The organism is Methanocalculus taiwanensis (genome assembly GCF_024372745.1).
In the GTDB taxonomy this organism is placed as follows: domain Archaea; phylum Halobacteriota; class Methanomicrobia; order Methanomicrobiales; family Methanocorpusculaceae; genus Methanocalculus; species Methanocalculus taiwanensis.
Map to the genome: position 1 here is coordinate 39,838 of NZ_VOTZ01000008.1, position 25,673 is coordinate 65,510.

The 25,673-nt window shown below is 49.1% G+C and carries 27 protein-coding genes, 1 tRNA gene and 1 CRISPR repeat array; of the genes, 17 read left to right on the top strand and 11 right to left on the bottom strand.

What is annotated here, in order from left to right; translation table 11 throughout:
- Positions 1–48: 48 nt before the first annotated feature.
- The 4 genes from map to FTO68_RS05015 form a co-directional block, all read right to left on the bottom strand.
- On the bottom strand, positions 49–924 hold the full coding sequence (map, locus tag FTO68_RS05000) for a type II methionyl aminopeptidase (protein ID WP_255332282.1): 876 nt from the start codon (positions 922–924) through the stop codon (positions 49–51).
- Complete coding sequence (locus tag FTO68_RS05005; RefSeq protein WP_255332283.1) at positions 921–2,051, bottom strand: M24 family metallopeptidase; 1,131 nt, start codon at positions 2,049–2,051, stop codon at positions 921–923. Before FTO68_RS05005 ends, map begins: the two co-directional genes overlap by 4 nt.
- A 17-nt stretch (positions 2,052–2,068) precedes the next feature.
- The gene (locus tag FTO68_RS05010) at positions 2,069–2,620 is read right to left on the bottom strand and encodes a hypothetical protein (RefSeq protein WP_255332284.1); all 552 of its coding nucleotides are present in this window, start codon (positions 2,618–2,620) and stop codon (positions 2,069–2,071) included.
- A gap of 127 nt (positions 2,621–2,747) precedes the next feature.
- Positions 2,748–2,870: a hypothetical protein gene (locus tag FTO68_RS05015; protein WP_255332285.1), complete on the bottom strand. Its 123-nt coding sequence runs from the start codon at positions 2,868–2,870 to the stop codon at positions 2,748–2,750.
- A 43-nt stretch (positions 2,871–2,913) separates the two neighbouring features.
- Between FTO68_RS05015 and FTO68_RS05020 the strand changes: the two genes are divergently transcribed.
- From FTO68_RS05020 to FTO68_RS05045, 6 genes are all read left to right on the top strand, one after another.
- Entirely contained in the window at positions 2,914–3,183 is a 270-nt protein-coding gene (locus tag FTO68_RS05020) for a hypothetical protein (protein ID WP_255332286.1), read from the top strand.
- 127 nt (positions 3,184–3,310) lie between these two features.
- On the top strand, positions 3,311–3,610 hold the full coding sequence (locus FTO68_RS05025) for a hypothetical protein (RefSeq protein ID WP_255332287.1): 300 nt from the start codon (positions 3,311–3,313) through the stop codon (positions 3,608–3,610).
- A 36-nt stretch (positions 3,611–3,646) separates the two neighbouring features.
- A tRNA-Asn gene (locus FTO68_RS05030) sits at positions 3,647–3,719 on the top strand.
- 125 nt (positions 3,720–3,844) lie between these two features.
- A complete protein-coding gene (locus FTO68_RS05035; protein WP_255332288.1) occupies positions 3,845–4,585 on the top strand; it encodes a TIGR04255 family protein in 741 nt (246 codons plus the stop codon).
- The gene (locus FTO68_RS05040; protein ID WP_255332290.1) at positions 4,586–5,152 is read left to right on the top strand and encodes a hypothetical protein; all 567 of its coding nucleotides are present in this window, start codon (positions 4,586–4,588) and stop codon (positions 5,150–5,152) included.
- A 3-nt stretch (positions 5,153–5,155) separates the two neighbouring features.
- On the top strand, positions 5,156–5,524 hold the full coding sequence (locus FTO68_RS05045) for a HEPN domain-containing protein (RefSeq protein ID WP_255332291.1): 369 nt from the start codon (positions 5,156–5,158) through the stop codon (positions 5,522–5,524).
- Positions 5,525–5,672: 148 nt separating this feature from the next.
- Here the strand turns inward: FTO68_RS05045 and FTO68_RS05050 are convergent, their stop codons facing one another.
- Positions 5,673–5,936: a type I CRISPR-associated protein Cas7 gene (locus FTO68_RS05050; RefSeq protein WP_368659877.1), complete on the bottom strand. Its 264-nt coding sequence runs from the start codon at positions 5,934–5,936 to the stop codon at positions 5,673–5,675.
- 305 nt (positions 5,937–6,241) lie between these two features.
- Here FTO68_RS05050 and cas5 point away from each other — a divergent pair, with 305 nt between their 5' ends.
- From cas5 to FTO68_RS05090, 8 genes are all read left to right on the top strand, one after another.
- Positions 6,242–6,883, top strand: coding sequence for a CRISPR-associated protein Cas5 (gene cas5, locus FTO68_RS05055; RefSeq protein WP_255332292.1), 642 nt, complete (start codon positions 6,242–6,244; stop codon positions 6,881–6,883).
- Positions 6,877–8,916 carry a hypothetical protein gene (locus tag FTO68_RS05060; RefSeq protein ID WP_255332293.1) on the top strand — a complete coding sequence of 680 codons (2,040 nt, stop codon included), beginning with the start codon at positions 6,877–6,879 and terminating at the stop codon, positions 8,914–8,916. The genes cas5 and FTO68_RS05060 overlap by 7 nt, the downstream gene beginning before the upstream one ends.
- On the top strand, positions 8,906–9,787 hold the full coding sequence (locus FTO68_RS05065; RefSeq protein ID WP_255332294.1) for a type I CRISPR-associated protein Cas7: 882 nt from the start codon (positions 8,906–8,908) through the stop codon (positions 9,785–9,787). Before FTO68_RS05060 ends, FTO68_RS05065 begins: the two co-directional genes overlap by 11 nt.
- Positions 9,784–11,964 carry a CRISPR-associated endonuclease Cas3'' gene (locus tag FTO68_RS11950; RefSeq protein ID WP_255332295.1) on the top strand — a complete coding sequence of 727 codons (2,181 nt, stop codon included), beginning with the start codon at positions 9,784–9,786 and terminating at the stop codon, positions 11,962–11,964. Before FTO68_RS05065 ends, FTO68_RS11950 begins: the two co-directional genes overlap by 4 nt.
- A 142-nt stretch (positions 11,965–12,106) precedes the next feature.
- Positions 12,107–12,763 (top strand): CRISPR-associated protein Cas4, encoded by a 657-nt coding sequence (cas4, locus tag FTO68_RS05075; protein ID WP_255332296.1) that lies wholly within the window; start codon positions 12,107–12,109, stop codon positions 12,761–12,763.
- A gap of 2 nt (positions 12,764–12,765) precedes the next feature.
- On the top strand, positions 12,766–13,800 hold the full coding sequence (cas1c, locus tag FTO68_RS05080) for a type I-C CRISPR-associated endonuclease Cas1c (RefSeq protein WP_255332297.1): 1,035 nt from the start codon (positions 12,766–12,768) through the stop codon (positions 13,798–13,800).
- Between the two features lie 20 nt (positions 13,801–13,820).
- Complete coding sequence (gene cas2, locus FTO68_RS05085) at positions 13,821–14,111, top strand: CRISPR-associated endonuclease Cas2 (RefSeq protein ID WP_255332298.1); 291 nt, start codon at positions 13,821–13,823, stop codon at positions 14,109–14,111.
- A gap of 287 nt (positions 14,112–14,398) precedes the next feature.
- Positions 14,399–16,176: direct repeats of the CRISPR family, unit length 32 nt; unit sequence GTCGTGCCTCACGCAGGCACGTGGATTGAAAT.
- Between the two features lie 54 nt (positions 16,177–16,230).
- Complete coding sequence (locus FTO68_RS05090; protein WP_255332299.1) at positions 16,231–16,863, top strand: DJ-1/PfpI family protein; 633 nt, start codon at positions 16,231–16,233, stop codon at positions 16,861–16,863.
- Between the two features lie 45 nt (positions 16,864–16,908).
- Here the strand turns inward: FTO68_RS05090 and FTO68_RS05095 are convergent, their stop codons facing one another.
- The 3 genes from FTO68_RS05095 to FTO68_RS05105 form a co-directional block, all read right to left on the bottom strand.
- Positions 16,909–17,361, bottom strand: coding sequence for a hypothetical protein (locus FTO68_RS05095; RefSeq protein ID WP_255332300.1), 453 nt, complete (start codon positions 17,359–17,361; stop codon positions 16,909–16,911).
- Between the two features lie 243 nt (positions 17,362–17,604).
- Positions 17,605–17,832 (bottom strand): type II toxin-antitoxin system HicA family toxin, encoded by a 228-nt coding sequence (locus tag FTO68_RS05100; protein ID WP_255332301.1) that lies wholly within the window; start codon positions 17,830–17,832, stop codon positions 17,605–17,607.
- Positions 17,816–18,037, bottom strand: a complete 222-nt coding sequence (locus FTO68_RS05105; RefSeq protein ID WP_255332302.1) for a type II toxin-antitoxin system HicB family antitoxin — start codon at positions 18,035–18,037, stop codon at positions 17,816–17,818. The genes FTO68_RS05100 and FTO68_RS05105 overlap by 17 nt, the downstream gene beginning before the upstream one ends.
- Before the next feature lie 168 nt (positions 18,038–18,205).
- Between FTO68_RS05105 and FTO68_RS05110 the strand changes: the two genes are divergently transcribed.
- Positions 18,206–18,628 carry a formylmethanofuran dehydrogenase subunit E family protein gene (locus tag FTO68_RS05110; protein ID WP_255332303.1) on the top strand — a complete coding sequence of 141 codons (423 nt, stop codon included), beginning with the start codon at positions 18,206–18,208 and terminating at the stop codon, positions 18,626–18,628.
- Positions 18,629–18,682: 54 nt separating this feature from the next.
- Here FTO68_RS05110 and FTO68_RS05115 read toward each other — a convergent pair whose 3' ends face one another.
- The 3 genes from FTO68_RS05115 to FTO68_RS05125 are packed head-to-tail and all read right to left on the bottom strand — an operon-like array spanning position 18,683 to position 21,801.
- A complete protein-coding gene (locus FTO68_RS05115) occupies positions 18,683–19,351 on the bottom strand; it encodes an ABC transporter ATP-binding protein (RefSeq protein WP_255332304.1) in 669 nt (222 codons plus the stop codon).
- 4 nt (positions 19,352–19,355) lie between these two features.
- The gene (locus tag FTO68_RS05120; protein ID WP_255332305.1) at positions 19,356–20,558 is read right to left on the bottom strand and encodes an ABC transporter permease; all 1,203 of its coding nucleotides are present in this window, start codon (positions 20,556–20,558) and stop codon (positions 19,356–19,358) included.
- 7 nt (positions 20,559–20,565) lie between these two features.
- Positions 20,566–21,801: a COG1361 S-layer family protein gene (locus tag FTO68_RS05125; RefSeq protein WP_255332306.1), complete on the bottom strand. Its 1,236-nt coding sequence runs from the start codon at positions 21,799–21,801 to the stop codon at positions 20,566–20,568.
- Positions 21,802–21,938: 137 nt separating this feature from the next.
- Between FTO68_RS05125 and FTO68_RS05130 the strand changes: the two genes are divergently transcribed.
- Both FTO68_RS05130 and modA read left to right on the top strand, forming a co-directional pair.
- Complete coding sequence (locus tag FTO68_RS05130; RefSeq protein WP_255332307.1) at positions 21,939–24,728, top strand: PAS domain S-box protein; 2,790 nt, start codon at positions 21,939–21,941, stop codon at positions 24,726–24,728.
- Between the two features lie 135 nt (positions 24,729–24,863).
- The gene (modA, locus tag FTO68_RS05135; protein WP_255332308.1) at positions 24,864–25,670 is read left to right on the top strand and encodes a molybdate ABC transporter substrate-binding protein; all 807 of its coding nucleotides are present in this window, start codon (positions 24,864–24,866) and stop codon (positions 25,668–25,670) included.
- The last annotated feature ends 3 nt before the right edge of the window (positions 25,671–25,673 follow it).

Consider the following 25,673-nt stretch of genomic DNA (forward strand, 5'->3'; position numbering starts at 1 on the left):
CCATGTCTTAACCTTGTATATTGTCCGGGAATCCGAATAAGAGTATCTCTATTCTGTGGTGACAATGCATCCATCTTCAGTGACGATGATCGTGTGCTCTGCCTGGGATACGAGCGATCCCGGAACATCCTGGAGAACAGGATAGGATCGGAGAACCCCCTGCCTGATCAGGGCGGTGAGGGCAAGATCTGCACGATCGGTTGAAAGCCATCGCCGGGCAAAGGGGAGGCCCCGCCGATCCCGGACCTCTTCAAGGATCTTCCGCCCGGCAGGCGTTCTGACTGGCTTGACTGCAATCTGGGAAAAAATCTCAACCCTCCCTCCCTCGTTGACCCTGCCGGATCCGGTTGATGCAAACGGCTCAATGGCTATAGCCATTCCTTCCTTAAGCAGTGTTCCACCGCCTGATCCGATATTCGGGACAGATGGAGAGGCATGCAGCGAGTAGAGATCAAGACCGTGTCCGGTGAGGTTGGAAACCGGCCGGAATCCGCGTGAAACGATCGCCTCCTGGATCGCAGCCCCTAATTCACCTGCACGAATACCGGGTTTTGCCATTGAGAGGGCTGAATCCAGTGCTGCACGTGATGCCTCGACCAGCAGGGCATTATCCCCGAGATCGACGGTGAGGGCGGTGTCTGCTATATACCCCTCGATATGAATGCCGATATCAAGCTTGACGAGATCGCCTGCTGCAAAAGTGCGATCATCGGAGGGGGCGGCCGTATCATGTGCGGCTGCTTCATTCAGGGAGATGTTTGGAGGAAAGGCAATTCCTGCACCTTCATCATGGATCATCGTGCAGACGCAATCGGCAACCTCGGCGAGTGATACGCCAGGGGCGATCATTCGTGCACCCTTATGCAGGATTTTTTTCGCAAGCCGGCCTGATTGTTTATACTGATCAATCATCTCGTCATTCATATGCAAAATACCTCCCTAAACCGGGTAATCCGATCATAGCCCCCATCTGTGACAAGGGCCATATCCTCGATCCGCACCCCGCCGATGCCGGGATAGTATAAGCCGGGTTCAATGGTGACGACATTACCAGCAGCAAGCGGCCCCCCCCTGGTACTGAGTGATGGAGCTTCATGCACCTCGATCCCTACCCCATGTCCGAGGCTGTGGACAAAACCATGCGGTTCTGTCCCATATCCGGCATCTTCAAAGAATGAGACGACAGCCTGATAAAGGGCAGAGCCATCTGCACCTGCACGGAGGAGCGAAAAAGCAAGTGTTTTTGCATCTGATACCGCGGCATACATCTCCAGGATCTCAGGAGACGCCTCTCCCCGGACAACTGTTCGTGTCATATCGGCGAAGTACCCGGTCTCTTCATGCTGGGGGAATATATCAATGATGATTGGAGCGTTGGCTGCAAGCGAGCCTCTGCCCCTGAGATGTACCATTGAGGTCTCTTTACCGGAGGCCACTATTGTATCAATGCCCCTGCATCCGTGTTTCTGGAGGGTCGCGTGGATTGCGTACCTGACATCTTCGGAGGTGAGGATCCTGCCCTCCGGAGTCACCAGGAGTTCTCCGGTGGGTTTTGCCCGCTTAATCATGGTAAGCGCCGTTTCAAGCGCATCTTCTGCTGCTGCCTGCGACTCCCGCATCATCCCGATCTCAGAAGCCGTCTTCTTCGACCGCATGGCAGAGAGTGTGTCCATATCAACCTGAATCGGCTGATGGGGAGCTATCGCCTGCGCAAGGCCAAAGGGGAACTCGGGCGAAACGAGGATCGGGCCACCTGAGAGATCCGCAATCATCCGCCCGGTTGCCTTCAGAGGATCGGGCTCTTCCCTGAGGATATCAAAGAATCCTGCATCTGCCCGGCTCATGACGGTGCATGGCGACTCGATGGCGGCGCGTTCCACCTCCATCGCCGGAACGATGATGATCCCTTCTTCGCCATACCGTTTCAGGTAGATGACCGGATCGCTCGTCCGAAATGATGTGAGGTAGCGGATATTGGCATCTGAGGAGGTGCCGTATGCTGCATAAGCCTTGAAATTGGCATTCAGGAGGGCGTTATCAAGAGCATTCATCGGGTACTAATGTACCATCAGAGAAGATGTACCTTCGGAAAGGGGGCATCGGCATAGAGCGATTCGGCACTGGCACGGGCGGCATCCGCCCTCGCAATGGCATTTCCGGCATCTGCTGATAGCCTGTTGGCACTCTCGAGGTAGGAGAGGGCTTCTGCGGTCTTTCCATTTCCGCTCTCGACGAGATCAACATACTGGGCGAGAGAGCCAAGGCGGCCTTTGAAAGTATTCTGTACATTCCACATCTCTTCGTCATAGACGCGGAGATCCCGTGCTATTCCGGATGCCCATTCACCCCTGCTTCCCTCGAGGTTTTTTGAGTAGTCGGAGAACCTGCCGACCGAAAGGGTGAGTCCCCAGTGCTTATCCGACAGTTCAGTAAGAAACGCCTCTTCACGCGCAATCTGTGTCCTGAGCGTCCGTGGGTTTGGAGTATCCCCCGCAAGCTCGACATTCCAGAGATCGATTCCTATGGTGTAGACGAGGAGGTAGTTGTCAAGGGATGCACGATGAGCAGAGAGTGCCTGTGTGCAGTCGTTAAAGAGGGGGTCGATATCATCTCCTCCCATGCACCCTGCGGTACTTGTAGACATAAGTACGATAATGAACAGGCCGGCTGCCAGCCAGGCAGAAGAATGTCCCCGCATATCCTGACAGAACAATAGTAATTATCACTATAAATCAATATCTTCTCAATTAAACCGGTTTCCCGGCATCACACCGGAGAAGGCTTTTCTCAGGAAGGGATATGCAGCTCCCTGAAATGATTGTGAGGCAGGCAGCAGATCGATTGTCAATGCCCGGGGGTGTGCATGACATAGCGTGGCAGGGCATATATTATGTGAAATACATATACCATCATATGGAAGAATCGGCAAAGCAGGTCTTTAAGATAAAATATATTACTGTTGTCATACTCCTCAACATCTTCTTATTTGCCGCTGCAGCCGCGGTTGCTATCTTCTTCATTGTTCCGGCGGAGGCAGGATACAAAAATCCTGTGCTTGTCATCCTTGCCCTTATCACAATCCTATCCGGGCTGCTCACGCGGAAACACTATATCGCAACAAAGGAATGGCTTGAGATTCATGCAAAACCAGAAGAGCCATCTGAACAGAATGAGAGTGCCTGATCCTAACGAATCTTCTGAACACAGAAATGAACCGGAATGGAAGAGGTGAAACAGATAGACGATGTGTGCGGTATCTGAATGAGTTTGGGATTATAAGAGAGATGGAAAGAGAGAAGGAGGGATGCATATGCTTGAAAAGCTCCGTGACGAAATTGAACTGATTGAGAGGCACCTTTCAATTGCCCGTGCTGTTGTCGAGCATGAGCCGATTGGGATCATCAAGCTCGCCGAGGTGCTGAACCAGCCGCAGCACCGGGTGCGGTATTCCCTCCGCATCCTCGAGCAGATGGGCTATATCCGCGCGTCTTCCACGGGTGCATATGCAACTCCGGAGATGCGGGAGATGCTGAAGGGAATCCCTGATGAGCTTGATGCATTCATCCGTGCTCTCAAGGAGATGAAGCGGGGATTACTTAACAATCTTTAAGTTCTGGCACAGGCAATGTAATTAGGCAACTTGAGTGCCGCCATAACTCAGTTGGTAGAGTGGCTGGCTGTTAACCAGCATGTCACAGGTTCGAGTCCTGTTGGCGGCGTTGATTCGTCTTGAGGAATCCCTCATACTTCTTTTCAAAAGGTTCATTATCCATCCCATCGATAATCCAAATCAGGTACAGGTCAAGACCACCACCTAAAACTACACTTAGTCACGAGAATTGAAATGGTTTCATATCGCAACCCCCCTGTTATCGAAGCGGTCTGTGAGTTTCGATTCCCACAAGATACGCAATGGCCAAAGGACATTGCGGATCAACTTTATGAGAAAGTGAAAGATGCATTCCCTCACAAAGTAATACATAAGGTCCAGGAACTTGAGATAACAGCAAAAGAAGATAAGATTGGGCATAAAATTATACCAATAGAGCGTGTTACACTCCAATCTGAAAAACCCAGAATCCAGCTTCATATAGGAAACCGTATTCTCTCTATCCACTGTTTGCAGCCATATCCATCATGGGCAGTATTTCTCCCCAGTATTCAAATGGCATTCAATACAATCCAGAAGATCACAACCATTACGGGAATAGACCGGATTGGCCTGTTATACCTTGATAAAATCGAAATTCCTCAAGATGGAGGTTCACTTAGTGAATACTTTAATTTTCATCCATTTCTGGGAGAGAAACTCCCAAAAGATTTTGTCAATTTTATCGTTGGATGCGAATTTCCCTATGCCAATATGCGCGATATCTGCCGACTCCAACTTACACGTGGAATTCAGGAGAGACATGGGCACTCAACATTTATTCTCTCAACAGATTACTATCTGGCAAAACGGCAGATGATTTCTCATGAGGAAGTGGATGAATGGCTCGAAAATGCACACCGAGAGGTGCGAGAGATATTCGAAGGGAGTATTACCGATAAAATGAGAACATGCTTTGAGCTGGAGGGCAATTAGATGGAGAGTGGTTGGTTAATCAATCAATATCATGCACCGCGAACAATATGGCATAGCACAAGTGATTCTTACCTGAATAAAGATGGATACTCATGGAGAATTCACCTTCAACAGCTTTTAGAAAAATACATTGGCCATACCTGTATGAGCTTCTGTGAAATATTCAATCAAGACCAGTTTTTATCATCCTATCCCGGGGAAAGTACAACCTTCCCTTTTGATATTGAGCAATCGCTCCTATCATTGCAACAGTACCTTGAATTTATCATCCCAAACCCCGGAGAGGTAGCCAGCTATCTCCGTCAAAATATCGGGCTTTATGACGTGGTGCTCTATGCATGCATGCTGACAGAAGAGACTTTTGGCAACACTGCCCAGGTTACACTTGAACTCTACTCCGATCCCGAAATATATGACGAATATTTGACCCTTTTTATTCGCCAATCCCACTATGATGCTGACGTAATGGAAAAAATCGACAGCATATGCAACATGTATGAAAAGGCCTTAATCGATCAGACGGGCTGGTTTATCGTCACAACAGATTTCCGACCTCCAACGGTGTAATCAATGCAGTTTCAGTGGTCTCATTATATCGAAGTGGCTAAATATTTGTTTGAAAGTGCAATTGACCAGAAAATACCCCAGGAAGCTGGCTACCGAAGTTCAATCAGCAGGGCATATTATGCTGCCTTCTGCCATGCAAAATACTACGCCAAAGATAATTTTTCATTTTCACCGGCTGACAATGATGATGATCATCGTGAACTCCGTGAATTCCTTAAACAAAACGGTAGGAATGAGATCGCCCGACATCTCACATCCCTCAGACTATGGAGAAACCAAAGTGACTATGATGATCCAGCATATGATGTAAACCCACAGAAGGTTAAGTCTGCTTTAGATCTCGCTGAAAAGGTTGTAATTTTGCTCAAGTGAGAGGGCAATACGAAACTAATCTCACGTTACAATCCTGCACTCATGGCACTTGAAGATATGATGAAAGGCATTGCCAGGGTAGAGATGCCCGGCACCAGCTGATACTTCATCGTGGGAGCCTACCAATTATGTCAGTGTCGGAGCTTTTTTACATCCCATCAAAGATTACTGGTTCAAGACCCTCCAGAGGATCCACCGTGATCTCGTAATCCTCTACTGACTTGGGTGTATCGGTCTTTGGTTGTACATGCAATGTCCGGTGAACCTTCGCTGAAGAATACTGTCCGCTCCTGGAGTTATGTTTCCACCAGAACACCTTGCATACCTCCATACTGCCCTCCGGACGGGCTGATGAGCTGAATTTTGGACGTAAAGCTGAAGATTCGATCCCTATAACGAGCAGCCACCCCAGTTAATTGAATTCATCCAGATGAGCATACATAAGTAGTGTATCAGCGGCAAAAGGTATTTGGCCATTGAGAAGGAATTATCAAATAAAGGGATAGGGTTCAGACAAATTACATAAAAATAGAAGGATACCAATCATCCATTGAATGTTTTTGGTGATTAAAAGGGTGCAGAAAGATGGGTATCAGAGATCCTTGATGTAGTAGTCATAAATAAGGAAGTAGGTACTATTTCAGGAATGTTCGAAGATATCGGAAATCTACCTGTTTAAACAGCTAAGAGGTGAAAACGATAACATATATCGTTCAGATGGAAATTGCTGGCGACACTGCTATGTGGACAAGACCGGATACGGGTGACAACCCCGTCAGCTATCCGGCACCTACATACTCGGCTGTTAAAGCTATTTTTGAGTCTGTGATGTGGGGACCTGCGATTGAAATTATTCCACTTAAGGTGGAAATATGTGCGCCGATACAGTTTCATAATTATTACACAAATTATGGCGGCCCGCTACGAAAAAATGAAAACATAAAAAAAGGTAACTGCTATCAGCTTTCCGCCACCGTCCTTATTGATGTCTGCTATCGCTTGTACGCCGAAGTTGTGCCGTATAAAATAAAAGACAAGCTACCTCAAGCGGCAAAGAACTGGGATAAGGCGACCACTTCGCCGGGGCACGCATATCAGGAAATGTTCACCAGAAGGCTGAAACGTGGACAGTGCTTTTCTGTACCATACTTAGGATGGCGGGAGTTCACGCCATCCTATTTCGGCGAGTTTCGCGATGACACACAAATCATGTCCGATATGGAGGCAACAGTTATTCCTTCCATGCTACGGCAGGTGTTTTCAGAGGGCTATCAATCCGAAGTTGCATATCAGTATGATACGGATGTTGAGATTACAGGAGGTGTACTGATGTACTTGAAAGGAGATAGGTCATGCTGAACGAGCTACACCATCTGTCTGTAACCCTTGCAAACAACAATATCAAGCCACAGGGGTGGCACCCCCATTACAATCTATTGCCAAATGGAACCTGCTATCGCATATGGCTTAGCGATGATGGCCTTGTATCAGACGTTGAACTGATGAGTAAGGATCTGGTTAGGGTCTGCAGAAAATTTGGCAATAATCAGGGGACATTTCCCGCTTTCAATATTGCACCGTTTTATCGTGTTACCTCGAAGGAGGATAAAGACTATTATAAATCGATTTATGAGGGTAAAATAGAGCTGGATGTAGGCTATTTGAAATCAATATGCACTGCCGATAATTGGATTCCAAAATTTCGTAAAAAGATATTGCGCTGCCTGCGCACTCAAATACCAAATGCACCTGAAAAAAGTGCAATCACCGCGCTGATGAAGATCACCGCATCGCTTGACATTGATACGCTGCGTAGCACCCTTGAGAAGCATGTTTGGAAGAAATTATCAAGCGATATTAAAGCATATCTGCCGCTGCTTATTCATAATGGAAATGAAAAGAAGCAGCCAGAAGACGATTTCGGGTCGATTTCAATTATATTTGATTTGACAAATTGGGAGAGATTCGAATATCCAATAGCCAATGAGAACACCACTAAGCAAGTGAATGATTGGCTTTTTGCCAATGAAAGTGATCTTCAGCCTGAAAGAAGCGATCAACTAGACGCTTTTGGAGCCCCATATGCAGATCTTGGCGAACCCATGCCATCTGTTCGACTCACACCGGGATTTGAGGTGGCGTTACGTTCCATGTTCCATGAACAAGTGTGCCAGTTTCGCTATGGGAAGGCTGATGACAAATCTTTTCCGATTAACAAGGCGAATCGTGACACCCTAAAAACCTCGCTAGAATGGATTGTGAAACCTGACAATGAAAATATTACATGGCGCAGAATTGACAAGGATGCAATGCTGTTTATCTATCCTAACAAGGTTCCAGAAGTCCTCCCAAAATTTGCGGCTCTTTTCGGCAATACAGAAAATAAGAGTGATATCACAACCAGATTTGAAAAGGTTGCAGAAGAGTTTAGTAAAACACTCAAAGGGCTTGAAACAAAGCAGAAGCCGGAAAATATCCATGTGTTTGCATTACAGCAAATACCACCAGCCCTATCTAAACGAGCAAAGGTGATTTTTTCACGCAATCTGACCCCAGGCGGGCTGATAAACGCAGCTACCGAGTGGCAACAAGGGTGCCACAATCTTCCCCCTATTACAAAAATTGACCCCATAACGCCTTTTCCTTTAAGTATCGCAAAAATCGCAAACAAAGTTTGGAAACAAAATGGCGAACGAGCAGATGGCAAGAGAGGAGTTATGTTAATTCGTTACTATCAAGGCATGGAGCTACTCTTGGACAAATCAATGGCGTCACAAATAGTGCGATTTGCTGGAGGCGTAACCGCGAACTCATTAGGTTTGATGTTGTTTATCGGTAATAACCTGCCAAGAGGCAAGCATCTTGTCAGTGATAAGCAAAAAGAAAAAATGGTTAATGAGCGAAAACCGGAAATTGGCAATTTATTTCCCTTACTCGGACTGCTCCTTTACAAGAGCGGCATAAACAAGGAGGCTTACATGCAAGACACGGCATATTTAATCGGGCAGCTACTGAAAATATCCGACGAGCTGCACGCGCTGTATTGTGAGATCAAGCGCGAAGGCGAAGTGCCGCCGCAACTGGCAGGAAACTCTGTGTTCATAACAGCGTCAGAAACACCGGCACAAGCCTTGGCTCTGCTGAGTACACGAATGAATCCGTACATAGCGTGGGCTGATCAGTACAGACGTCAGGGTAAGGATAAAAGCGGCTTGGCGGCGTGGTACAAGCGCCAGTATGGCTTACTCATGCCACAGCTGCACCAAAAAATGACAGAGGATATCCGTTTTGGGGACTTGGAAAAAGCTCAGTTGTTTATCGGCTACCTTGCGGATCTTCCCAAATTGACGAACAAACAATCTACTGAGGAGGTATGCTCAGATGACAAATGAAATCAAACGCGCAACAGGACTTTTGGTAATTGAAGCTGTGAACTCAAACCCTAACGGCGACCCCGATCGTGAGAGCGAACCTCGCCAGCGCCCGAATGGTCGTGGCGAAATATCTCCAGTATCCTTCAAACGTAAGCTACGCGATTTGCTTGAGGATGAAGAGAGTCCATTATTTCGAAGCCTGCCAGAGAGGTTTAGAGATAATCCAGACCACTATCGCATACTTGAATCACGCGGGCGTGAACGTACTGCAATTCAAAAAGAGATGGGGGATATAAAAAAATTTGACCAACAGTCCTTCTTAAACAGCACATTCGTAAAAAAATATTGGGATGCCCGTATATTCGGAAACACATTCCTTGAAGAAGGCGCGGCAAAAGGCTTCATAAAAACTGGTGTGGTTCAGTTTGGAGTTGGAGTTTCCATATCACCGATAGCTATTGTACGCCATACAAACACAAATAAAGCAGGTGTACAAGAGGGTAAAAATGCCGGAATGGCACCGCTTGCGTTCCGGATCGTACAGCATGGCGTGTATTGCATGCCTTTCTTTATCAATCCGAATTATGCAGGAAAGAGCGGCTGTACCGCTGACGATATTGAACTGCTAAAACTGCTAATCCCAAAGGCGTACGATTTGAACCGCTCAGCCATACGTCCTGATGTACGAATCCGACATGCCTGGTATATCGAGCATACAAACGCACTTGGAAGCTGTCCGGACTATCTGTTGCTTGAAGCGTTGACGCCCATTCGCATTGGTAATGTTTCCGATCCCTCAAATGAATGGTCTGACTACGAGGACAGGACATCGTTGCCTCCGGATCTTACATCTCGTGTCTCCAGTTTAGTCGATTTGATGACATTGTGAAGGAATATTTCGCTCATAGTCCGAAGGATGGGTATCCTGCCCAGACATATACGCAGCATATCAACGGAGTATTAGAACAAGCCCGGTGTCATGCGTCTTACGCTGCCCGATACTCCCTTACAGATGGAGAATTGCTTGAAAATACAGCGGAAGTTGCAGCAATTTTCCACGATTTAGGTAAACTCGATAAGGAAAATCAGCTCATTTTATCTGGACAGATAAAGGCAAAACGTCTGCCACTTAATCATGCGGATGCAGGTGCGGCTTTTTTACTTGATGACATATCACCCTCTCTTCTTGCTGCTGTTTCTATCGCAGCGCACCATATTGGGCTTCCGGATTTTTCCAGAGAAAGTACCCGCGGGGATTCGGCATTCCGCGATGATAGCATTAAGACATGTATTGATACATCCTTGTCGGAATATTCGCAAATACACACCAGCAACATTAGCGCAAGACCGGTAATAGAAAATGACATGCCATCAGGCGATTTATCGGTATTCCTGCGCATGCTGCTGTCATGCCTGGTGGATGCCGATCATACTGATACCGCTTCGCATTACGGCAAACATCCTGAGTCATCGTATCCTATTCCGCTTCGTCCGGAAGAGCGTCTTACGTTATTGGATAGTTATGTTGAAACACTGGGTAAAACCGGAGAAGATCACGAACGAAATCGGCTGCGCTCTGAAATGTATACGGTGTTCAGGGACTCGTCAATATGCGAAAACATCGCCTCCTGTGATGCTCCCGTTGGTTCAGGCAAAACAACCGCGGTCATGGCGCATCTGTTGGCGCAAGCGAGTAAGCGTGGATTGCGCCGAATAATTGTGGTGTTGCCGTTTACAAATATCATTCAGCAGTCGGTCGAGAGATACCGTGAAGCACTGGTTTTCCCAGACGAAAATGGCGAAGAGGTTGTGGCTGAACTGCACCATCGCGCCGAATTTGAAAGTGAGGATACGCGGCATCTCACAGCGCTATGGCGTGCGCCGATTATCGTCACAACAGCGGTTGCGTTCTTTGAAACCCTTGCGGCGAAAACTCCATCTGCACTTAGGCGGCTTCATGAGTTGGCAGGCAGCGCAGTATTTGTGGATGAGGCACATGCCGCTCTGCCTGCGCACTTATTACCATTAGCATGGCGGTGGATGAATATTTACGCGAACGAATGGTCATGCTACTGGATGCTGGCTTCAGGTTCGCTCAATCAATTCTGGGAAATCAAAGAGATATCCGAAGAGAAGTTGGAGGTCCCAAATATTGCAAATCCATCCTTACGAGCTTCGCTCAGTGCATTCGAAGACAGGCGCATAGAATATCGGGCTAATCTGACGCCACAGCCGCTGGAGGAGTTTGTTGAAGTTGTAGCGCAATCGCAAGGGCCAAGGCTTGTTATACTCAATACAGTGCAAAACGCAGCATTAGTCGCAGATTATATATGCAAAAAATACGGGCGCGAACGTGTAGAGCATATGTCAACCTCACTTACGGCGAACGACAGGGAGAAAACACTTGAGCGGGTGAAGTCGCGGCTTAAAAGTCCCGATGATGACGACTGGATGCTTGTCGCCACATCCTGCGTGGAGGCGGGTGTTGACTTTTCGTTTAGAACCGGTTTCCGTGAGCTTGCATCCCTAACCTCATTGTTGCAAGCGGCGGGGCGTGTCAACCGAAATGGTGAGTATGGTGTTTCTGAAATGCACACATTTTGTCTTTCAGAGAGCAATATGTTAAATTCAAATCCCGTATTAAAAAATTCCGCCTCTGTCTTGCGTAACCTCATTGAAAGAGGAGTTGACATTTCCCCGTCTCTCGTGACCGAGGCTATCGAGCGAGAACTTAAAATATATGGCAGCAAACCGATACATAAAGAATTGCTCAAATTTGAAGATATAAAGGATTTTCCGTGTGTTGAAAAGAATTTCAAGGTAATTGAAAAAGTTTCACGTATTGCTGTGGCGGACAAGAAAATCGTCAATAGAATACAGAATGGGTATTGCGACTGGCGTGAATTACAGAGGCATTCGCTGCAAATAGCCTCCTATAAACTGCAAGAGCTGAATATACCGCCAATCACAGAAGAGATTTACCACTGGAATCTCGCATATGATGATTTCCTGGGATATATGGCAGGGATTATTCAAAAATCTGAGCCCGAAATTCTCATATATTAAGGAATATATCGATATTGATCTTCCGGATAATCTCCCAAAACTGCTTTTAACATCGACCATCCCTTCCCCAGAGTCAGCTCTCTCCATTGATAGATTCTTATAATCCGGCTTATAATAATGCTTCATTGGAGAGCAAATCCTTATGAATCCCGATGATTATCTCCTGCTCAGCGGCATCCAGCATTTTGCATTCTGCAGGCGGCAGTGGGCGCTTATCCATATCGAGCAGTTGTGGAAAGAGAACGTGCTCACCTTCGGAGGCAGACAGATGCACAGGAATGCAGATGATCCTTTCTTTACAGAGAGCCGGGGCGATCTTTTGATCTCGCGGAGCGTGCCTCTGGTTTCACATTCATTGAAGGTGTACGGAATTGCGGACGTGGTTGAGTATCATCGTTCGGATACGGGGGTTGCGATCTCCGGACGAGAGGGATATTGGACCGTTGTGCCGGTGGAGTATAAGGCGGGCAGGAAGAAGCCGGACGACCGCGACGAGGTGCAACTGTGCGCTCAGGCGATCTGCCTTGAGGAGATGTACAGAACCCGGATTGAAAAGGGATATTTATATTATGGCAAGACCAGGCGGCGAACGGAGGTACTCTTTGATGATGAAATTCGCCGCAGAGTGGCGGAATTAGTCGCCGGGATGTATGAACTCTATGATGCAGGCATCACCCCTCCGGCACTTCTGCTACCACACTGCAAGAATTGCTCTCTTATCGATCTCTGCATGCCAAATGTCTCCTCACGCAGGCGTTCGGTAGACCGCTACCTTGCCGACAGTATCAGAGGAGATTAATCATGAGAAAACTGCTGAACACTCTGTATGTCACGAATCCCGACTCCTACCTTAAAAAAGACGGGGAGAACCTTGTCATTTCTGTTGAGCAGAAGGAGGTGGGACGATTACCGATCCACAACCTGGAGAGCGTCATCTGTTTTGGGTTTATGGGAGCAAGTCCGGGTGCTATGGAGCTGTGCACATCCCGCAATGTTGGTCTTGCATTTGTTTCACCATATGGTAAGTTTCTCGGACGGGTTTCGGGATGGGTGTCCGGGAATGTCCTGCTTCGCAAGAGGCAGTATCTTCTTTCGGATGAGGAGGCGGCGGCAACCCGGATTGCAATCAATTGTGTTCTCGGGAAACTACTGAATTGCCGTAGTGTTTTGCAGCGGTTTGGTCGTGATTACCCCGATATGACTTCACCAACGTTAAAAGAGAATCTTCAGCGGCTGACAGAAGGTGTTCGCCTGTTGAAGGAGTCGCCACCCGTGACGCTGAATGAGCTGAGGGGTCGAGAGGGAATTCTGTCGAAGTATTATTTTGACTGTTTTGAGGATCTGATTCTGTCGCAGGATCCGACATTCATGTTTGAGTTCCGGAGCAGGAGGCCTCCGCTGAATCGGGTGAACGCTTTATTGTCATTTATTTATACGATGATAGCGGTTGACTGTGCATCAGCTCTTGAATCTGTTGGACTGGATCCCCAGGTTGGGTTTCTGCATCGCGCCCGACCGGGGAGAATGAGCCTTGCACTGGATTTGATGGAAGAGTTCAGGCCATATATTGGAGATCGTTTTGTGCTAAGTCTGATCAATAATCGGGTTGTTTCGACAGATGATTTCATGGTGAAGGAGAATGGGGCGGTGATCCTGACAGATACAGCGCGGAAGACGGTCCTTGCAGCATGGCAGAGGAGGAAGGCGGAAGAGGTTATGCATGGATATCTCAACGAGAGGATTCCGCTTGGCCTATTGCCCTATGCGCAGGCGATGCTGCTGGCACGGCATCTTCGGGGTGATATTGACGGATATCCACCATTTTTGATGAGATGAATCTTTGATGAGGTGAATATGTGTTTGTTCTGGTCACGTACGATGTAAATACGGAGACTCCTGAAGGACGGCGCAGGCTGCGCAGGGTTGCGAAAATATGTATGAATTATGGTACTCGCGTGCAGAATTCAGTGTTTGAGTGTGTGGTGGATTCCGTTCAGCTGATGGAGATGAAAGCAAAGATCGGTGATATTATTGATCCTGCGATTGATAGCGTACGGTACTATAATCTGGGCAAGCATGGTCGGGCTCATGTCGAGCATGTCGGAGCAAAGCCGGGGTTGAATGTTGAGGATGTATTGATCTTTTAGTGATGCCTTCAGCAAGTGATGCTTTCTGCAAGTATTGCGAAGGTGAAGTGCCCATGGTTTCCCGGGGAGGTTCGCGATCGGGCATAAAATAGCTTTTTTGTTATATGCAGCTTTTTCCGGACATTTCTGGAATCTACCACGCAGTGATGTATACTACAAGTCACATCAAAGATAGTTCTTTATTCAGAAATGTTATTCTGCGTTATTTTGGATATTGTTTTAATTTTGGTGCCTATAATTGCGGCACAAGGAAAATAAGATATCTAACTTCCTATAAATAGTTTAGAGTCGTGCCTCACGCAGGCACGTGGATTGAAATTTAAACTCCATTACCCTCTGCGCTTTGGTCCCGGTCGTGCCTCACGCAGGCACGTGGATTGAAATCAGAACGCACAACCAGCGACCAAGCAGGCACAGTCGTGCCTCACGCAGGCACGTGGATTGAAATTCCTAGTAACCCTCTAGGTTACTATATGATCATGTCGTGCCTCACGCAGGCACGTGGATTGAAATCAACCATGATTCCGGGACTGCGAAATCATAGGTGTCGTGCCTCACGCAGGCACGTGGATTGAAATACTCCAGAAGAATTGTTACAATATATGATCTCGTCGTGCCTCACGCAGGCACGTGGATTGAAATCACGAAAATTGCGTGATGGGGATGCAGTGTGAGTCGTGCCTCACGCAGGCACGTGGATTGAAATATTGAAGCATACAACGAATGGTTCGATGTTTTGTCGTGCCTCACGCAGGCACGTGGATTGAAATGCTGTCCAGACACATTGAAAATTTCCACGGTCGGGTCGTGCCTCACGCAGGCACGTGGATTGAAATAAACGTTACTCCTCTCCAATATCCGTTGAACCGAGTCGTGCCTCACGCAGGCACGTGGATTGAAATAAACAATCTTGAAACACCACCCCCATCATCAACGTCGTGCCTCACGCAGGCACGTGGATTGAAATTAATGGCTGATATGAGGGTGTTTTAAAGGAAGTGGTCGTGCCTCACGCAGGCACGTGGATTGAAATAAAGGACTAACTGATCGCATCCAGGCCGAAATAGTCGTGCCTCACGCAGGCACGTGGATTGAAATTTCTCCGGCAACCTCTAGGTTACCACATGATCATTGTCGTGCCTCACGCAGGCACGTGGATTGAAATCAACAACCATCTCCAACCAATCCAGAAAGCGGGCGTCGTGCCTCACGCAGGCACGTGGATTGAAATATAAATACCGGGTGTTGTACGCCAATAGGCTGATGTCGTGCCTCACGCAGGCACGTGGATTGAAATCGGTACGCTTTTAAAGTTACGTCTAATACTTCAGTCGTGCCTCACGCAGGCACGTGGATTGAAATACACCACATACTATACTCGCCAGGCAGATCACGTCGTGCCTCACGCAGGCACGTGGATTGAAATTTTGTAGAGGTTGAAGAGTAAGACATATTGACGTCGTGCCTCACGCAGGCACGTGGATTGAAATTACCCATAGCAGCCTTAGACCCCGGAGATAGAGTCGTGCCTCACGCAGGCACGTGGATTGAAATAGACGGTAGTATCAGTAGTTACCGCCACCGCGTCGTGCCTCACGCAGGCACGTGGATTGAAATAAGCATGGTAAACGCTATTGCACCATCTGACCCGTCGTGCCTCACGCAGGCACGTGGATTGAAATTCACATGGATACATTTTACCTCACCCCGAACCGGTCGTGCCTCACGCAGGCACGTGGATTGAAATGGTTATATCCGCATCAATATCATTGATAACGGGTCGTGCCTCACGCAGGCACGTGGATTGAAATTGTTGCACCGATAAGTGGTCTATCCTGAAGAATCGTCGTGCCTCACGCAGGCACGTGGATTGAAATATATCTTTTGAACCACTACTTCACGACCCCGGTCGTGCCTCACGCAGGCACGTGGATTGAAATCGATATGGTTTGTCTACAAGGGCAACGAGAAGTCGTGCCTCACGCAGGCACGTGGATTGAAATTGCTCCTCTCCCTATCCATCGGCTATCTCGGTCGTGCCTCACGCAGGCACGTGGATTGAAAATCCCACATTTGGAGAAGAGTAAACTCATCATGCGAGAGAGATAATGAGATACCAATGCCTTCAATCTATCTCTATATCACAGACACACTCGCGGACTGGGAGTGTGGACACGTTCTTGCCGAACTCCATTCCGGGCGTTTCTTAAAGGATCCATCCTGCAGACACGATCTTGTCCTCTGCGGCAGGACAATGGATCCGCAGACCACGATGGGCGGAGTGTTGATGGTGCCGAAGGTCCTTTTTACGGATATCCATCCCAAAACCGGGGATCTGGTGCTCCTACCCGGTGCGGACACCTGGCTTGACCCTGCCCAGGGCCCGGTAATTGAAAAGATCCGGATGCTGCTCGATGAAGGCGTGGTTGTTGCCGCAATCTGCGGGGCTACAATGGCCCTTGCCAATGCCGGGCTGCTGGATAAACGCCCGCACACCAGCAATGATCTGGCGGCACTCAAAATGTTCTGCCCCGGCTATCATGGCGAAGAGTATTATTCAGACGACCCTGCGGCAACAGACGGCAACCTGATCACAGCAGGCAGCTTTGCACCAGTGGAATTTGCAACCCACATATTCAGGAGACTGGATGTGATGAGCCCGGAAACCCTTGCCGCATGGCACGGTCTCTTCACGACACGAAAACCCATTTTTTTTTACGCACTCATGGAATCGCTTCCGAAAAGAGCCTAAAACCCTTAACAAGCACAAACAGGAAGAAAAAAAGGGGAGTCTCTCTCAACTCCTTTTCAGCACATCGATTGTAATGGAGATGGGATCGCTCACAACCGAGTAGATGAGTTCCATCTCATCTGGACCGGTAAGGTACCCGGAAGAATATCCCCCGTCGCCATCTGATCCCCCACTCTCAACCAGAGTTATTGTCCTGCCGTCACGGCCTATTACACCGGCAAACACAACGCTCTCCCATCCTAATTGCTCCGAAAAGGTAGCCTCTCCCGAAAATACCCGGTCTTTCTGTTCAGTGATCCTGAGAGTCAGGGTATACCCGGAATAGTCAGTATACCCGATCCCATCCACATACCCGGTCATCGTTCCGGTCCAGTTCCCGATAAGGTTGGGAGTCGGGATATCAGCTGTAACAGTGCTCTGCTGGGGGCTCCCGGTACATCCGCAGATCAACACGGCGACCAGAAGAATACCAGCACACAAGATTGTTTTCATTTCCATACACCTGTATAGAATCGAGAAAAGAGATAAAGATGATCAATCAGCGCAAAAAGCCGTTAACCCAATAAAACTTCTGGAAAATTACAGTGGCCCTGAAGGATAACGGATATTTGACGGATACTATCAAAAACTATAGGACATATTCTGTTTGAGGTGTGTCCACCATCCTGCTTTTTCACCACACCCCTCCATTACGCTCCCCTAACAGATCGTGCGTCATGTAGGCATGCGGATTATTCAAAGTCACTCAAATTCGGTCCTTTGAATTCCAGACTGCCTTATGATTGAATGCAGTGTACCACTGCGAATTTCATTATGATTTGGAACAGGAACTGTAATTGTAGAACCAGGAAGAGCTTTCTGCATAATTATATGGCTTCCTTTCTGCCTGACTTCTGAAAAACCATGTTTTTCGAGAATGGTGCAGACGTCCTTCCCCGATAGTATACGAAGTTTAGCCAACAGCCACATCCATCCGTGTGATGTAGATCTCCCCGTGGAACCGTGACTGAATCTCCTGCGGAGATGCTGTTTCAAAAAAGAGCTCTAACGCCTCATGAAGGTTTTTTTTGGCTTCTTCTACCGTATTGCCCTGGCTTGCAATGTCGTATTCCGGGCAGAATGAGACATAGCCATCGCCCTCCTTTTCAATAATGGCTGTAAGCTGTTTTTGCATATTTTTCCCTCCCCCATATTTTGTAATAGTATCTTTCTTTACACCATAAAAATTCCTTAGCTCTGATTATGTGCAGTGATTGCCCCTCCAATTTATTAATACAATACTATAATTTTATAACATGAATTCGCACATATTATCATGCACAACCATACCGATTGCAAATACATGCACCTGAAACAGGACTTCACTGTCGGGGATCTAGCCGCATTCCACGGGCATCTGGGACCATTTATCATCATCGGGTACAGGATCGGGACATATGTCCGTGATACCTTCTGCGATAATCCCTTTGACCTCGCAGCACGGATCTACTGCTCAGGGAAGCCACCGCAGTCCTGCCTTGCAGACGGCGTCCAGCTTGGGAGAGGCTGCACTCTTGGAAAACGGAATATCGAGATCATCGAGTCTTCTGAGCTGGCAGTCGAGTTTGAACGGGGAGGTGAGATACTCAGGATAGTGCCGCATCCATTTACCATACCGGACGGGGCGATTGGAGATGACAGTGATTATGAGGCAAGGGTCGAAGCGCTCGCAGAGGAGATGTATTCCTTTTCTGATTCGGATCTCTTTGCTGTCAGCAGGAAGTAAGAAGACAGAAGGGAGCTGCTGTGGAGTTTCAACACTCCATACCCACGGATACCTTCACCTCTCCACAATCTTCCCGTCCTTCAGCCGGATCACCCGATCGAAGTACGGCATATGCCACTCCTCATGCGAGACCATCAGCACCGTCTGCCCCCGCTCCCGGTTGATCTCGGCAAAGAGATCGAGGACAGCTTTTGAGTTCTCTGAATCGAGGTTCGCACAGGGCTCATCGGCGATCAGGATCCCAGGATCATTCACAAGTCCCCGGGCAATAGCAACCCGCTGCTGCTCTCCGCCTGAGAGCTCCTTTGGGAGATGATCGGCCCGTGCACGAAGCCCGACCTGATCCAGCATATGCAGAACCCTATCCCGGATCTCGTCTTCAGGCACCCCCCGTGCCATCATCGGGAGCGCCACATTCTCAAATGCCGTCAGATCATGCATCAGGGCATATTCCTGAAAGACATACCCAAGCCACTCCAGCCGGAAGAGGGTTCGTTCATACTCTGAGAGGGAGGTCACATCCTCCCCCGAGATCGTGACTGATCCGCTTGTCGGGAGATCGAGGAGGCCGATCATATGCAGGAGGGTGGATTTGCCGCTCCCCGATGCCCCCGTAATCCCGATAAACTCCCCTTCAGCGATTGTGACACTCACCCCGTTCAATGCATGGACGAGCACATCCCCCATCCGGTATGTCTTTGTCAGGTCAGCCACTTCTATCATGCAGTCACCCCCTCATCGCATCCAGGGTATTCTCCCGTGTAATCCGCCAGGCAGGCAGAAAGCCGGCAAGTGCAGAGGCAGCAGCCAGCCATGCCGCATTCTCAAGCATTGTTGCCATCTCAAAGACCGGAACAACGTCACCATCGGGGAATTCAAGAGGGTTTGCCGTGAAATAGAAGAGCAAAAGATTCACAACCACCATCCCGGACAAAGAGCCAAAGAGCCAGATGAAGAGCACCTGTGCAACATAACTCCCGATGATGATCCGGTTTGAGATCCCAATCGCCTTCTGGATTCCGATCTGCCGCCGCTGGTTGATTGTCTTGATTGTAAAGACGATACCAATCACCACAATTGCGATGATGAGGCTGACAGCAAGCGATATGCGGTCAATAATCGAGAACGTTTCCATCGAATCGGCAATAACCTGTGTCATCGCCTCCTCCCAGGTCTCGACCCTCTCCTGCACCCCGAACCGGAGAAGGCGGAGCTTGACCAGATCAAGATCCTCTCCCGATTGCGCCCGGATAAGCACCTCGGTTGCATCAGTATTCCGGGCACCGAGCACAGCATCCATCTCCTCCCATGAGATGAATGCCATGTAATCTGCCTGATAGGATTTTGTCGAGAATATCCCCTTCACGCGGTACGTCTTCCCGACCCCGTTTGCAAACATCACCTCAACTGAATCGCCCACCCTGACACCACCAAGCGACTCGAAGAAATCCATACCCGAATCCTCAAATCCCGCCACAAACTGGCCGAGGAGAATGCCATCATCCGCAGGGGAGAGGAAATCCCCTTCGATAATATGCTCGTGGATCTTTGTGACCTCCACCTCATCACGGGGATTGAATGCAGTGATCGGGATACTCACCATCGAACCCTTATGGCTCAGGGTGGCGCCGGTTGAATATCGGGCCGATGCCCGGGCAACACCGGGCACGCGGTTCACGCGATCGAGGAGTTCATCCACATGGAAGAGTGTTCGTTCATCACGTTCGGGGCGGATCACGATATCTGAAGTGACATAATCGATGGTCTGATCATGAAAGAGGTTCACAGCTCCGCCGATGATTGCGGAGAGGAGGATCATATTCGTAAAGACCATCGCTATGATCAGGATATTGAGAAACGTCCCCACCTTTCCCCCACGCAGGATTGCACGGGATGCAAGGAAGATGGAGACGCGGGCTCCGGAAAGCATGAATGATTCACTCCTTCTTCCGCTGGCACCAGAGATAGTACCCTGCTCCGGCAAGCAGGATACAAAGAACAACTGCGATTACTGCTCCTTCCATCCCCTGCCTCCGGACCACAAGAGTCAGCGGCTGAACCAGCCGGTGATCCCCGTAATCATCCGAGTACCCAACCGACAGGGTAGTGTTGATCTCGCCACCCTCACCGGCATTCAGGCGGAAGATGGCAGGGGCATCGTTTCCAGGCCGGATCGAGCCGACAAATGCCTCCCGGTTACCGGAAAAGGGAACATCGATCGATGCGATCACCGATGATGCCCTTCCGGTTCCGGTATTTTCAAGCCGGACTATCAGATCAAAAGGCTCGCCTGCAACAATCGCAACCGGGTCAGTCTTCACCGAGGAGACGGACAATGCCGATGAACCCCGGACATCTATGGAACATGCAGCCGCCATCTCCTTCATCGACCCATCAGCTTCGTAATAGGAAATTGCAACCGGCAGATCATAGAGGCCGGATGTAATCTCCTTGCTGACCCGAAACGAGAGCGGGAGCACTATCTCCGCTCCAGGAGCAAGCGCCGGCATGGACAATGAGGCAGATCCGACCGGGGCGATCATCAGATCCCCGGATTGAACAAGAACGGTGATCTCCTGTGCAGCACTCTGCCCGGCATTGGAAACTACAAGTTCAGTCTCAAACGTCTCGCCGGGACTGACAAAAGGAAGTGCCTCCTGGGAGACCAGGATCACCGGGGCCTTCATTGAGAAGATTGGCATATTCACATTCACCGGGATCGGGTAGATGACGCTCTCGCCGCCCCTGATCCGGATCCTGAGCCGGGGGAAATAGATACCGCTCTTTTCGGGAGCCTGAATCAGGAATACCATATCCATCGACTGTCCGGGCCCAAGCACACCGGTGAAGGCTGAGTTTCCTTCCAGTACCCGGATATCCCCGCGGCCGTCAAGATAGACGCTGCCTATCACCAGGTATATATCGGCACTTTCAGATGTGCTCACCGAATAGACCGATGAGAGGTAGGTGGATTCTGTCTTCGTCGAGGTAGAGGCTGCATTCAGGATCGTCACATGCAGAAGCGCACTCTCGCCGGGCATAACAACCGGGGGGACGAGCGTGTGATCGGTGACAATAACCGACTGGCCGGAAGCCTCTGCAACTCCTGGAGCAAAAGCAGCCAGGAGAACGATGGCGGTCAAAACGCAAACAGGTATTGATGCATAAGCCATGAACAGAATCCACCTATAATGAAAAAACGACCCCCTGCATATATAATAGCTCCCCTGGTCCGGAATTTGTTCGTTGAATGTTGAAACATTCAGAAACGATCTCCTTAACTTCGAGGAGGATAGAATCAGATTAACTCATGTCCGATCCTGGTACCAGCACCCCGATCCGTATCCTCTATATCGATGATGAACCGGCACTCCTTGACCTGACAAAACTCTTCCTGGAAGATACAGGCAATTATACTGTCGATGTCCTTGAAGATTCTCTCGAAGCAGCAGAGATGATCATGGAGGGAGACTACGATGCTGTCATCTCGGATTATCAGATGCCGTCAAAGGATGGGATCACCCTCTTAAAAGAGATACGATCAGCCGGATCAACCATTCCATTCATCATCTTCACCGGGAAGGGGAGGGAAGACATCGTCATCGAGGCACTGAATAATGGTGCCGACTTCTACCTCCAGAAAGGCGGCAACCCCCGTGCCCAGTTTGCAGAGCTCTCCCATCAGATACAGTCGGCAGTTACCGCACGAAGGGCAGAGAGGAAGATAGCCGAGAGTCTGGATGAACTAAATGCCGCATACGAACAGCTGACTGCGAGTGAAGAGGAGCTCAGATCGAGTTTCGATGAGCTTTCTATACGGGAGCAGGAGGTCAGGAGGAGCAAGCGGAGGCTATCTGACATCATCAACTTCCTCCCCGATGCCACCTTCGCAATCGATTCAGATGGCATCGTTATTGCCTGGAATCTCGCGATCGAGGAGATGACCGGGATCGAATCAGATAAGGTCATCGGCAAGGGAGAGTACGAATACTCCCTCCTTTTCTATGGAGAGAGACGGCCGGTTCTCATCGACTATATCCTCAAAGGGGAGCTTGAAGATACACAGGGGCATTACCCGGAGATCCACAAGAGAGGCGAAAATGTGGTAATTGAGACAGATTCTGCCCGGATGAAGGGAGAGAAGAGGGTACTCTGGGCAACCGCATCACGGTTCTATGATGAGAATGGAAAGGTGGCTGGCGCCATCGAATCGATCCGGGATATAACCAAACAGCGGAAGCAGGAGCTTGAACTGCTCGCCATGCATGAGGAGCTGGCATCAACCGAGGAAGAGATCCGCCAGCACCTGGACGAGGCGATCACTGCACAGGAACAACTCAGGAAGAGCGAGGAGCGGTACCGGGGCATCTTCGAGAATACCGGCTCGGCACTTGCCATCTTCGGGCAGGATCTGACCATCCTCAAAGTCAATGCCCTTTTTGAGGAGCTCTCGGGCTATTCTGCCGCAGAGATCGAGGGGAGGCTTAAAACAACTGCGTTTATCCATCCCGATGATCTCGATCGCCTGATCGGATATCATCACGCACGCATCCAGAATGGCGAAGCTCCACGGAATTACGAATTCCGGTTCATCAGGCGAAACGGGGAAGAGCGGATCATCCTCATCTCAATCGGAGTGCTGCCGGAAGAACAGCGATCCATCTCCTCACTCGTGGATATTACCGGGTGGCGGCGTGCCGAAGAGCGGACACAGGAACTAGTCCATATCCTTGAAGAATCTAAAAACGAGATCTATATCTTCGATGCTGAGACACTTCGCTTCCTCTGGGTGAACAGGGGGGCATGCACCAATCTTGGATTTTCTATGGAGACGCTTGCAGGGATGACACCCCTCGATCTGAAACCTGAATTCACACCGCAGGCATTCAGGAAATTGATTTCGCCGATGGTTGATGGCGAGAAGGAATATAATGAATTCCGGACAGTCCATCGAAGGGCAGATGGATCGCTCTATCCCATCGAGGTTCATCTTCAGATCTCCCGCTTCCATGGAAAACCGGCGTTTGTTGCAATCATCATTGATAGAACAGATATAGCCAGGGCTGAAGAAGAGATGAACACCCGTGAGAAGATCCTCTCAAAAGTGATGGAAATCCTCCCGATCGGTCTCTGGTTTGCAGATAGCAAGGGGAGGCTCACCATGGGCAACCCCGCCGGGATTGCCATCTGGGGTGCAGAACCCCATGTCGGAATCGAAGACTATGGGATCTTCAAAGCCCGCAGATACCCGTCAGGTGAGGAGATCGCACCTGATGACTGGGCGCTTGCCCACAGCATACGTGATCGTGCAACCATCACCGACGAACTTCTCGAGATCGACTGTTTTGACGGGCAGAAACGCCTCATATACAACTATACAGCACCCGTAATCCTTGATGACGGAACTCTTGAGGGTGCGATCGTCGTCAATCGGGATGTAACCGAGGAGAAACGATCGGAAGAGGCTCTGAGGCTCTCAAATAAAAAGATCCGCCTCCTCGCCGGCATCACACGGCATGATGTCAGGAACCAGATGACAGCCATTGAGGGGTATATCGAACTGATCAGAAGGAAGGAACCTGATAGCGCGGTTGCTGAGCTTCTCGAGAAGATTGCACGCTCCACCGCACAGATCTTAAAATCCTTTGAATTTATGAAGGAGTACGAGAAGATCGGAACGAGCGGACCGACATTGCAGGAGATCAACTCTTCGCTCGAACCGCTCGCCGGATCCCAGATCCCGATTACAAATACCTGCCGGAAACTTTCGATTATCGCTGATCCCCTCCTCACCAAGGTCTTCTCAAATCTTCTGGACAACACCATCCGGCATGGAGAAGATGCAACAAGTATCACGATCTCATGCGAGGAGAAGGACGGCAACCTCAGTATCATCTGGCAGGATAACGGGACTGGCATTCCCGATACGATGAAAGAGCGCATTTTTGAGTATAAATGCGGAAAGAACAATGGATACGGCCTCTACCTGGTTCGGGAGATCCTTGGAATCACCGGGATCACAATCCACGAAGAAGGGATCGCGGGCGAGGGTGCACGGTTTGTGCTCTCGGTTCCGGCAGGCAGATGGAAGATCGGATAGATTGGCTTATTCTGCGCCCATTGCTTCTTAACCCCGATGAAGCGTGCTGAAGTAAAATTGGTTAAATTAACAAATTCGGAGAAATTAACTGCATGAACACGCACATTTATCGCAGGTGATCCGCCATCTTTCTCTATGAATGTAAAAAGCGGCATTATTCTGGTAATGCTTGTAGTATCTGCCTGCATCTGTATTTCCGGATGCACAGGAACACCACCTGCGGTTGAAGAGAATACGCAGCCTGACTCACTGCTTGTCTACTGCGGAGCAGGAATGCGTGAGCCTATGGACGATATCGCAATCGCATTTGAAGAGAAGACAGGTGTTGCCATCAATTACAACTTCGGAGGATCAAACACGCTCCTTTCACAGATGGAACTGACAGGGATGGGCGATGCATATATGCCAGGCGCAACCTCGTATATCGATGCAGCCCGGGAAAAGGGGTTCATCGACACCGAAGCAAATGTTGTCTACCACGTTCCGATCATCATTGTTCCCAAAGGAAACCCGGCAGGAATCACATCTCTTGAAGATCTGGCAAAACCAGGAGTCAAAGTCGAGCTCGGAGACGCAGAAGCTGCTGCAATTGGAAAACTCTCTGACAGCCTCCTGAAGAAGATCGGTATCTTCGATGAGGTGATAGCAAACACTGTTGCACGCACTGCAACCGTAAACGAACTTATTGTCCATACCTCCCTCAGGCAGACAGATGCCGCGATCATCTGGGAAGATCTCTTCAATGGCGAGAAGCTGGAGAGGATCGATATACCAAAGGAACAGAACATTGTAAAAGTTGTCCCGATCGGAAGCCTGACCTTCTCTGAATACCCGGAGACTGCAAGAGAGTTCGTCAATTTTGTCGCATCAGATGAAGGAAAAGCGATCTTTACAGCACATGGGTTCACCACATACCCTGACCCCTATTATGGGGAGATCTAAAAC

Coding starts and splice junctions, on each gene's coding strand:
- FTO68_RS05045 (WP_255332291.1), top strand. CDS start 5,156: ATGCAGTTTCAGTGGTCTCATTATATCGAAGTGGCTAAATATTTGTTT.
- cas4 (WP_255332296.1), top strand. CDS start 12,107: ATGAATCCCGATGATTATCTCCTGCTCAGCGGCATCCAGCATTTTGCA.
- FTO68_RS05010 (WP_255332284.1), bottom strand. CDS start 2,620: ATGGGAGGAGATGATATCGACCCCCTCTTTAACGACTGCACACAGGCA.
- FTO68_RS05105 (WP_255332302.1), bottom strand. CDS start 18,037: ATGCAAAAACAGCTTACAGCCATTATTGAAAAGGAGGGCGATGGCTAT.
- FTO68_RS05035 (WP_255332288.1), top strand. CDS start 3,845: ATGGTTTCATATCGCAACCCCCCTGTTATCGAAGCGGTCTGTGAGTTT.
- FTO68_RS05095 (WP_255332300.1), bottom strand. CDS start 17,361: ATGGAAATGAAAACAATCTTGTGTGCTGGTATTCTTCTGGTCGCCGTG.
- FTO68_RS05100 (WP_255332301.1), bottom strand. CDS start 17,832: ATGTGGCTGTTGGCTAAACTTCGTATACTATCGGGGAAGGACGTCTGC.
- FTO68_RS05020 (WP_255332286.1), top strand. CDS start 2,914: ATGGAAGAATCGGCAAAGCAGGTCTTTAAGATAAAATATATTACTGTT.
- FTO68_RS05110 (WP_255332303.1), top strand. CDS start 18,206: ATGCACCTGAAACAGGACTTCACTGTCGGGGATCTAGCCGCATTCCAC.
- cas5 (WP_255332292.1), top strand. CDS start 6,242: ATGGAAATTGCTGGCGACACTGCTATGTGGACAAGACCGGATACGGGT.
- FTO68_RS05060 (WP_255332293.1), top strand. CDS start 6,877: ATGCTGAACGAGCTACACCATCTGTCTGTAACCCTTGCAAACAACAAT.
- FTO68_RS05130 (WP_255332307.1), top strand. CDS start 21,939: ATGTCCGATCCTGGTACCAGCACCCCGATCCGTATCCTCTATATCGAT.
- FTO68_RS05040 (WP_255332290.1), top strand. CDS start 4,586: ATGGAGAGTGGTTGGTTAATCAATCAATATCATGCACCGCGAACAATA.
- FTO68_RS05015 (WP_255332285.1), bottom strand. CDS start 2,870: ATGTCATGCACACCCCCGGGCATTGACAATCGATCTGCTGCCTGCCTC.
- map (WP_255332282.1), bottom strand. CDS start 924: ATGAATGACGAGATGATTGATCAGTATAAACAATCAGGCCGGCTTGCG.
- FTO68_RS05125 (WP_255332306.1), bottom strand. CDS start 21,801: ATGGCTTATGCATCAATACCTGTTTGCGTTTTGACCGCCATCGTTCTC.
- FTO68_RS05005 (WP_255332283.1), bottom strand. CDS start 2,051: ATGAATGCTCTTGATAACGCCCTCCTGAATGCCAATTTCAAGGCTTAT.
- FTO68_RS05120 (WP_255332305.1), bottom strand. CDS start 20,558: ATGCTTTCCGGAGCCCGCGTCTCCATCTTCCTTGCATCCCGTGCAATC.
- FTO68_RS05090 (WP_255332299.1), top strand. CDS start 16,231: ATGCCTTCAATCTATCTCTATATCACAGACACACTCGCGGACTGGGAG.
- cas1c (WP_255332297.1), top strand. CDS start 12,766: ATGAGAAAACTGCTGAACACTCTGTATGTCACGAATCCCGACTCCTAC.
- FTO68_RS05115 (WP_255332304.1), bottom strand. CDS start 19,351: ATGATAGAAGTGGCTGACCTGACAAAGACATACCGGATGGGGGATGTG.
- FTO68_RS05025 (WP_255332287.1), top strand. CDS start 3,311: ATGCTTGAAAAGCTCCGTGACGAAATTGAACTGATTGAGAGGCACCTT.
- modA (WP_255332308.1), top strand. CDS start 24,864: ATGAATGTAAAAAGCGGCATTATTCTGGTAATGCTTGTAGTATCTGCC.
- FTO68_RS05065 (WP_255332294.1), top strand. CDS start 8,906: ATGACAAATGAAATCAAACGCGCAACAGGACTTTTGGTAATTGAAGCT.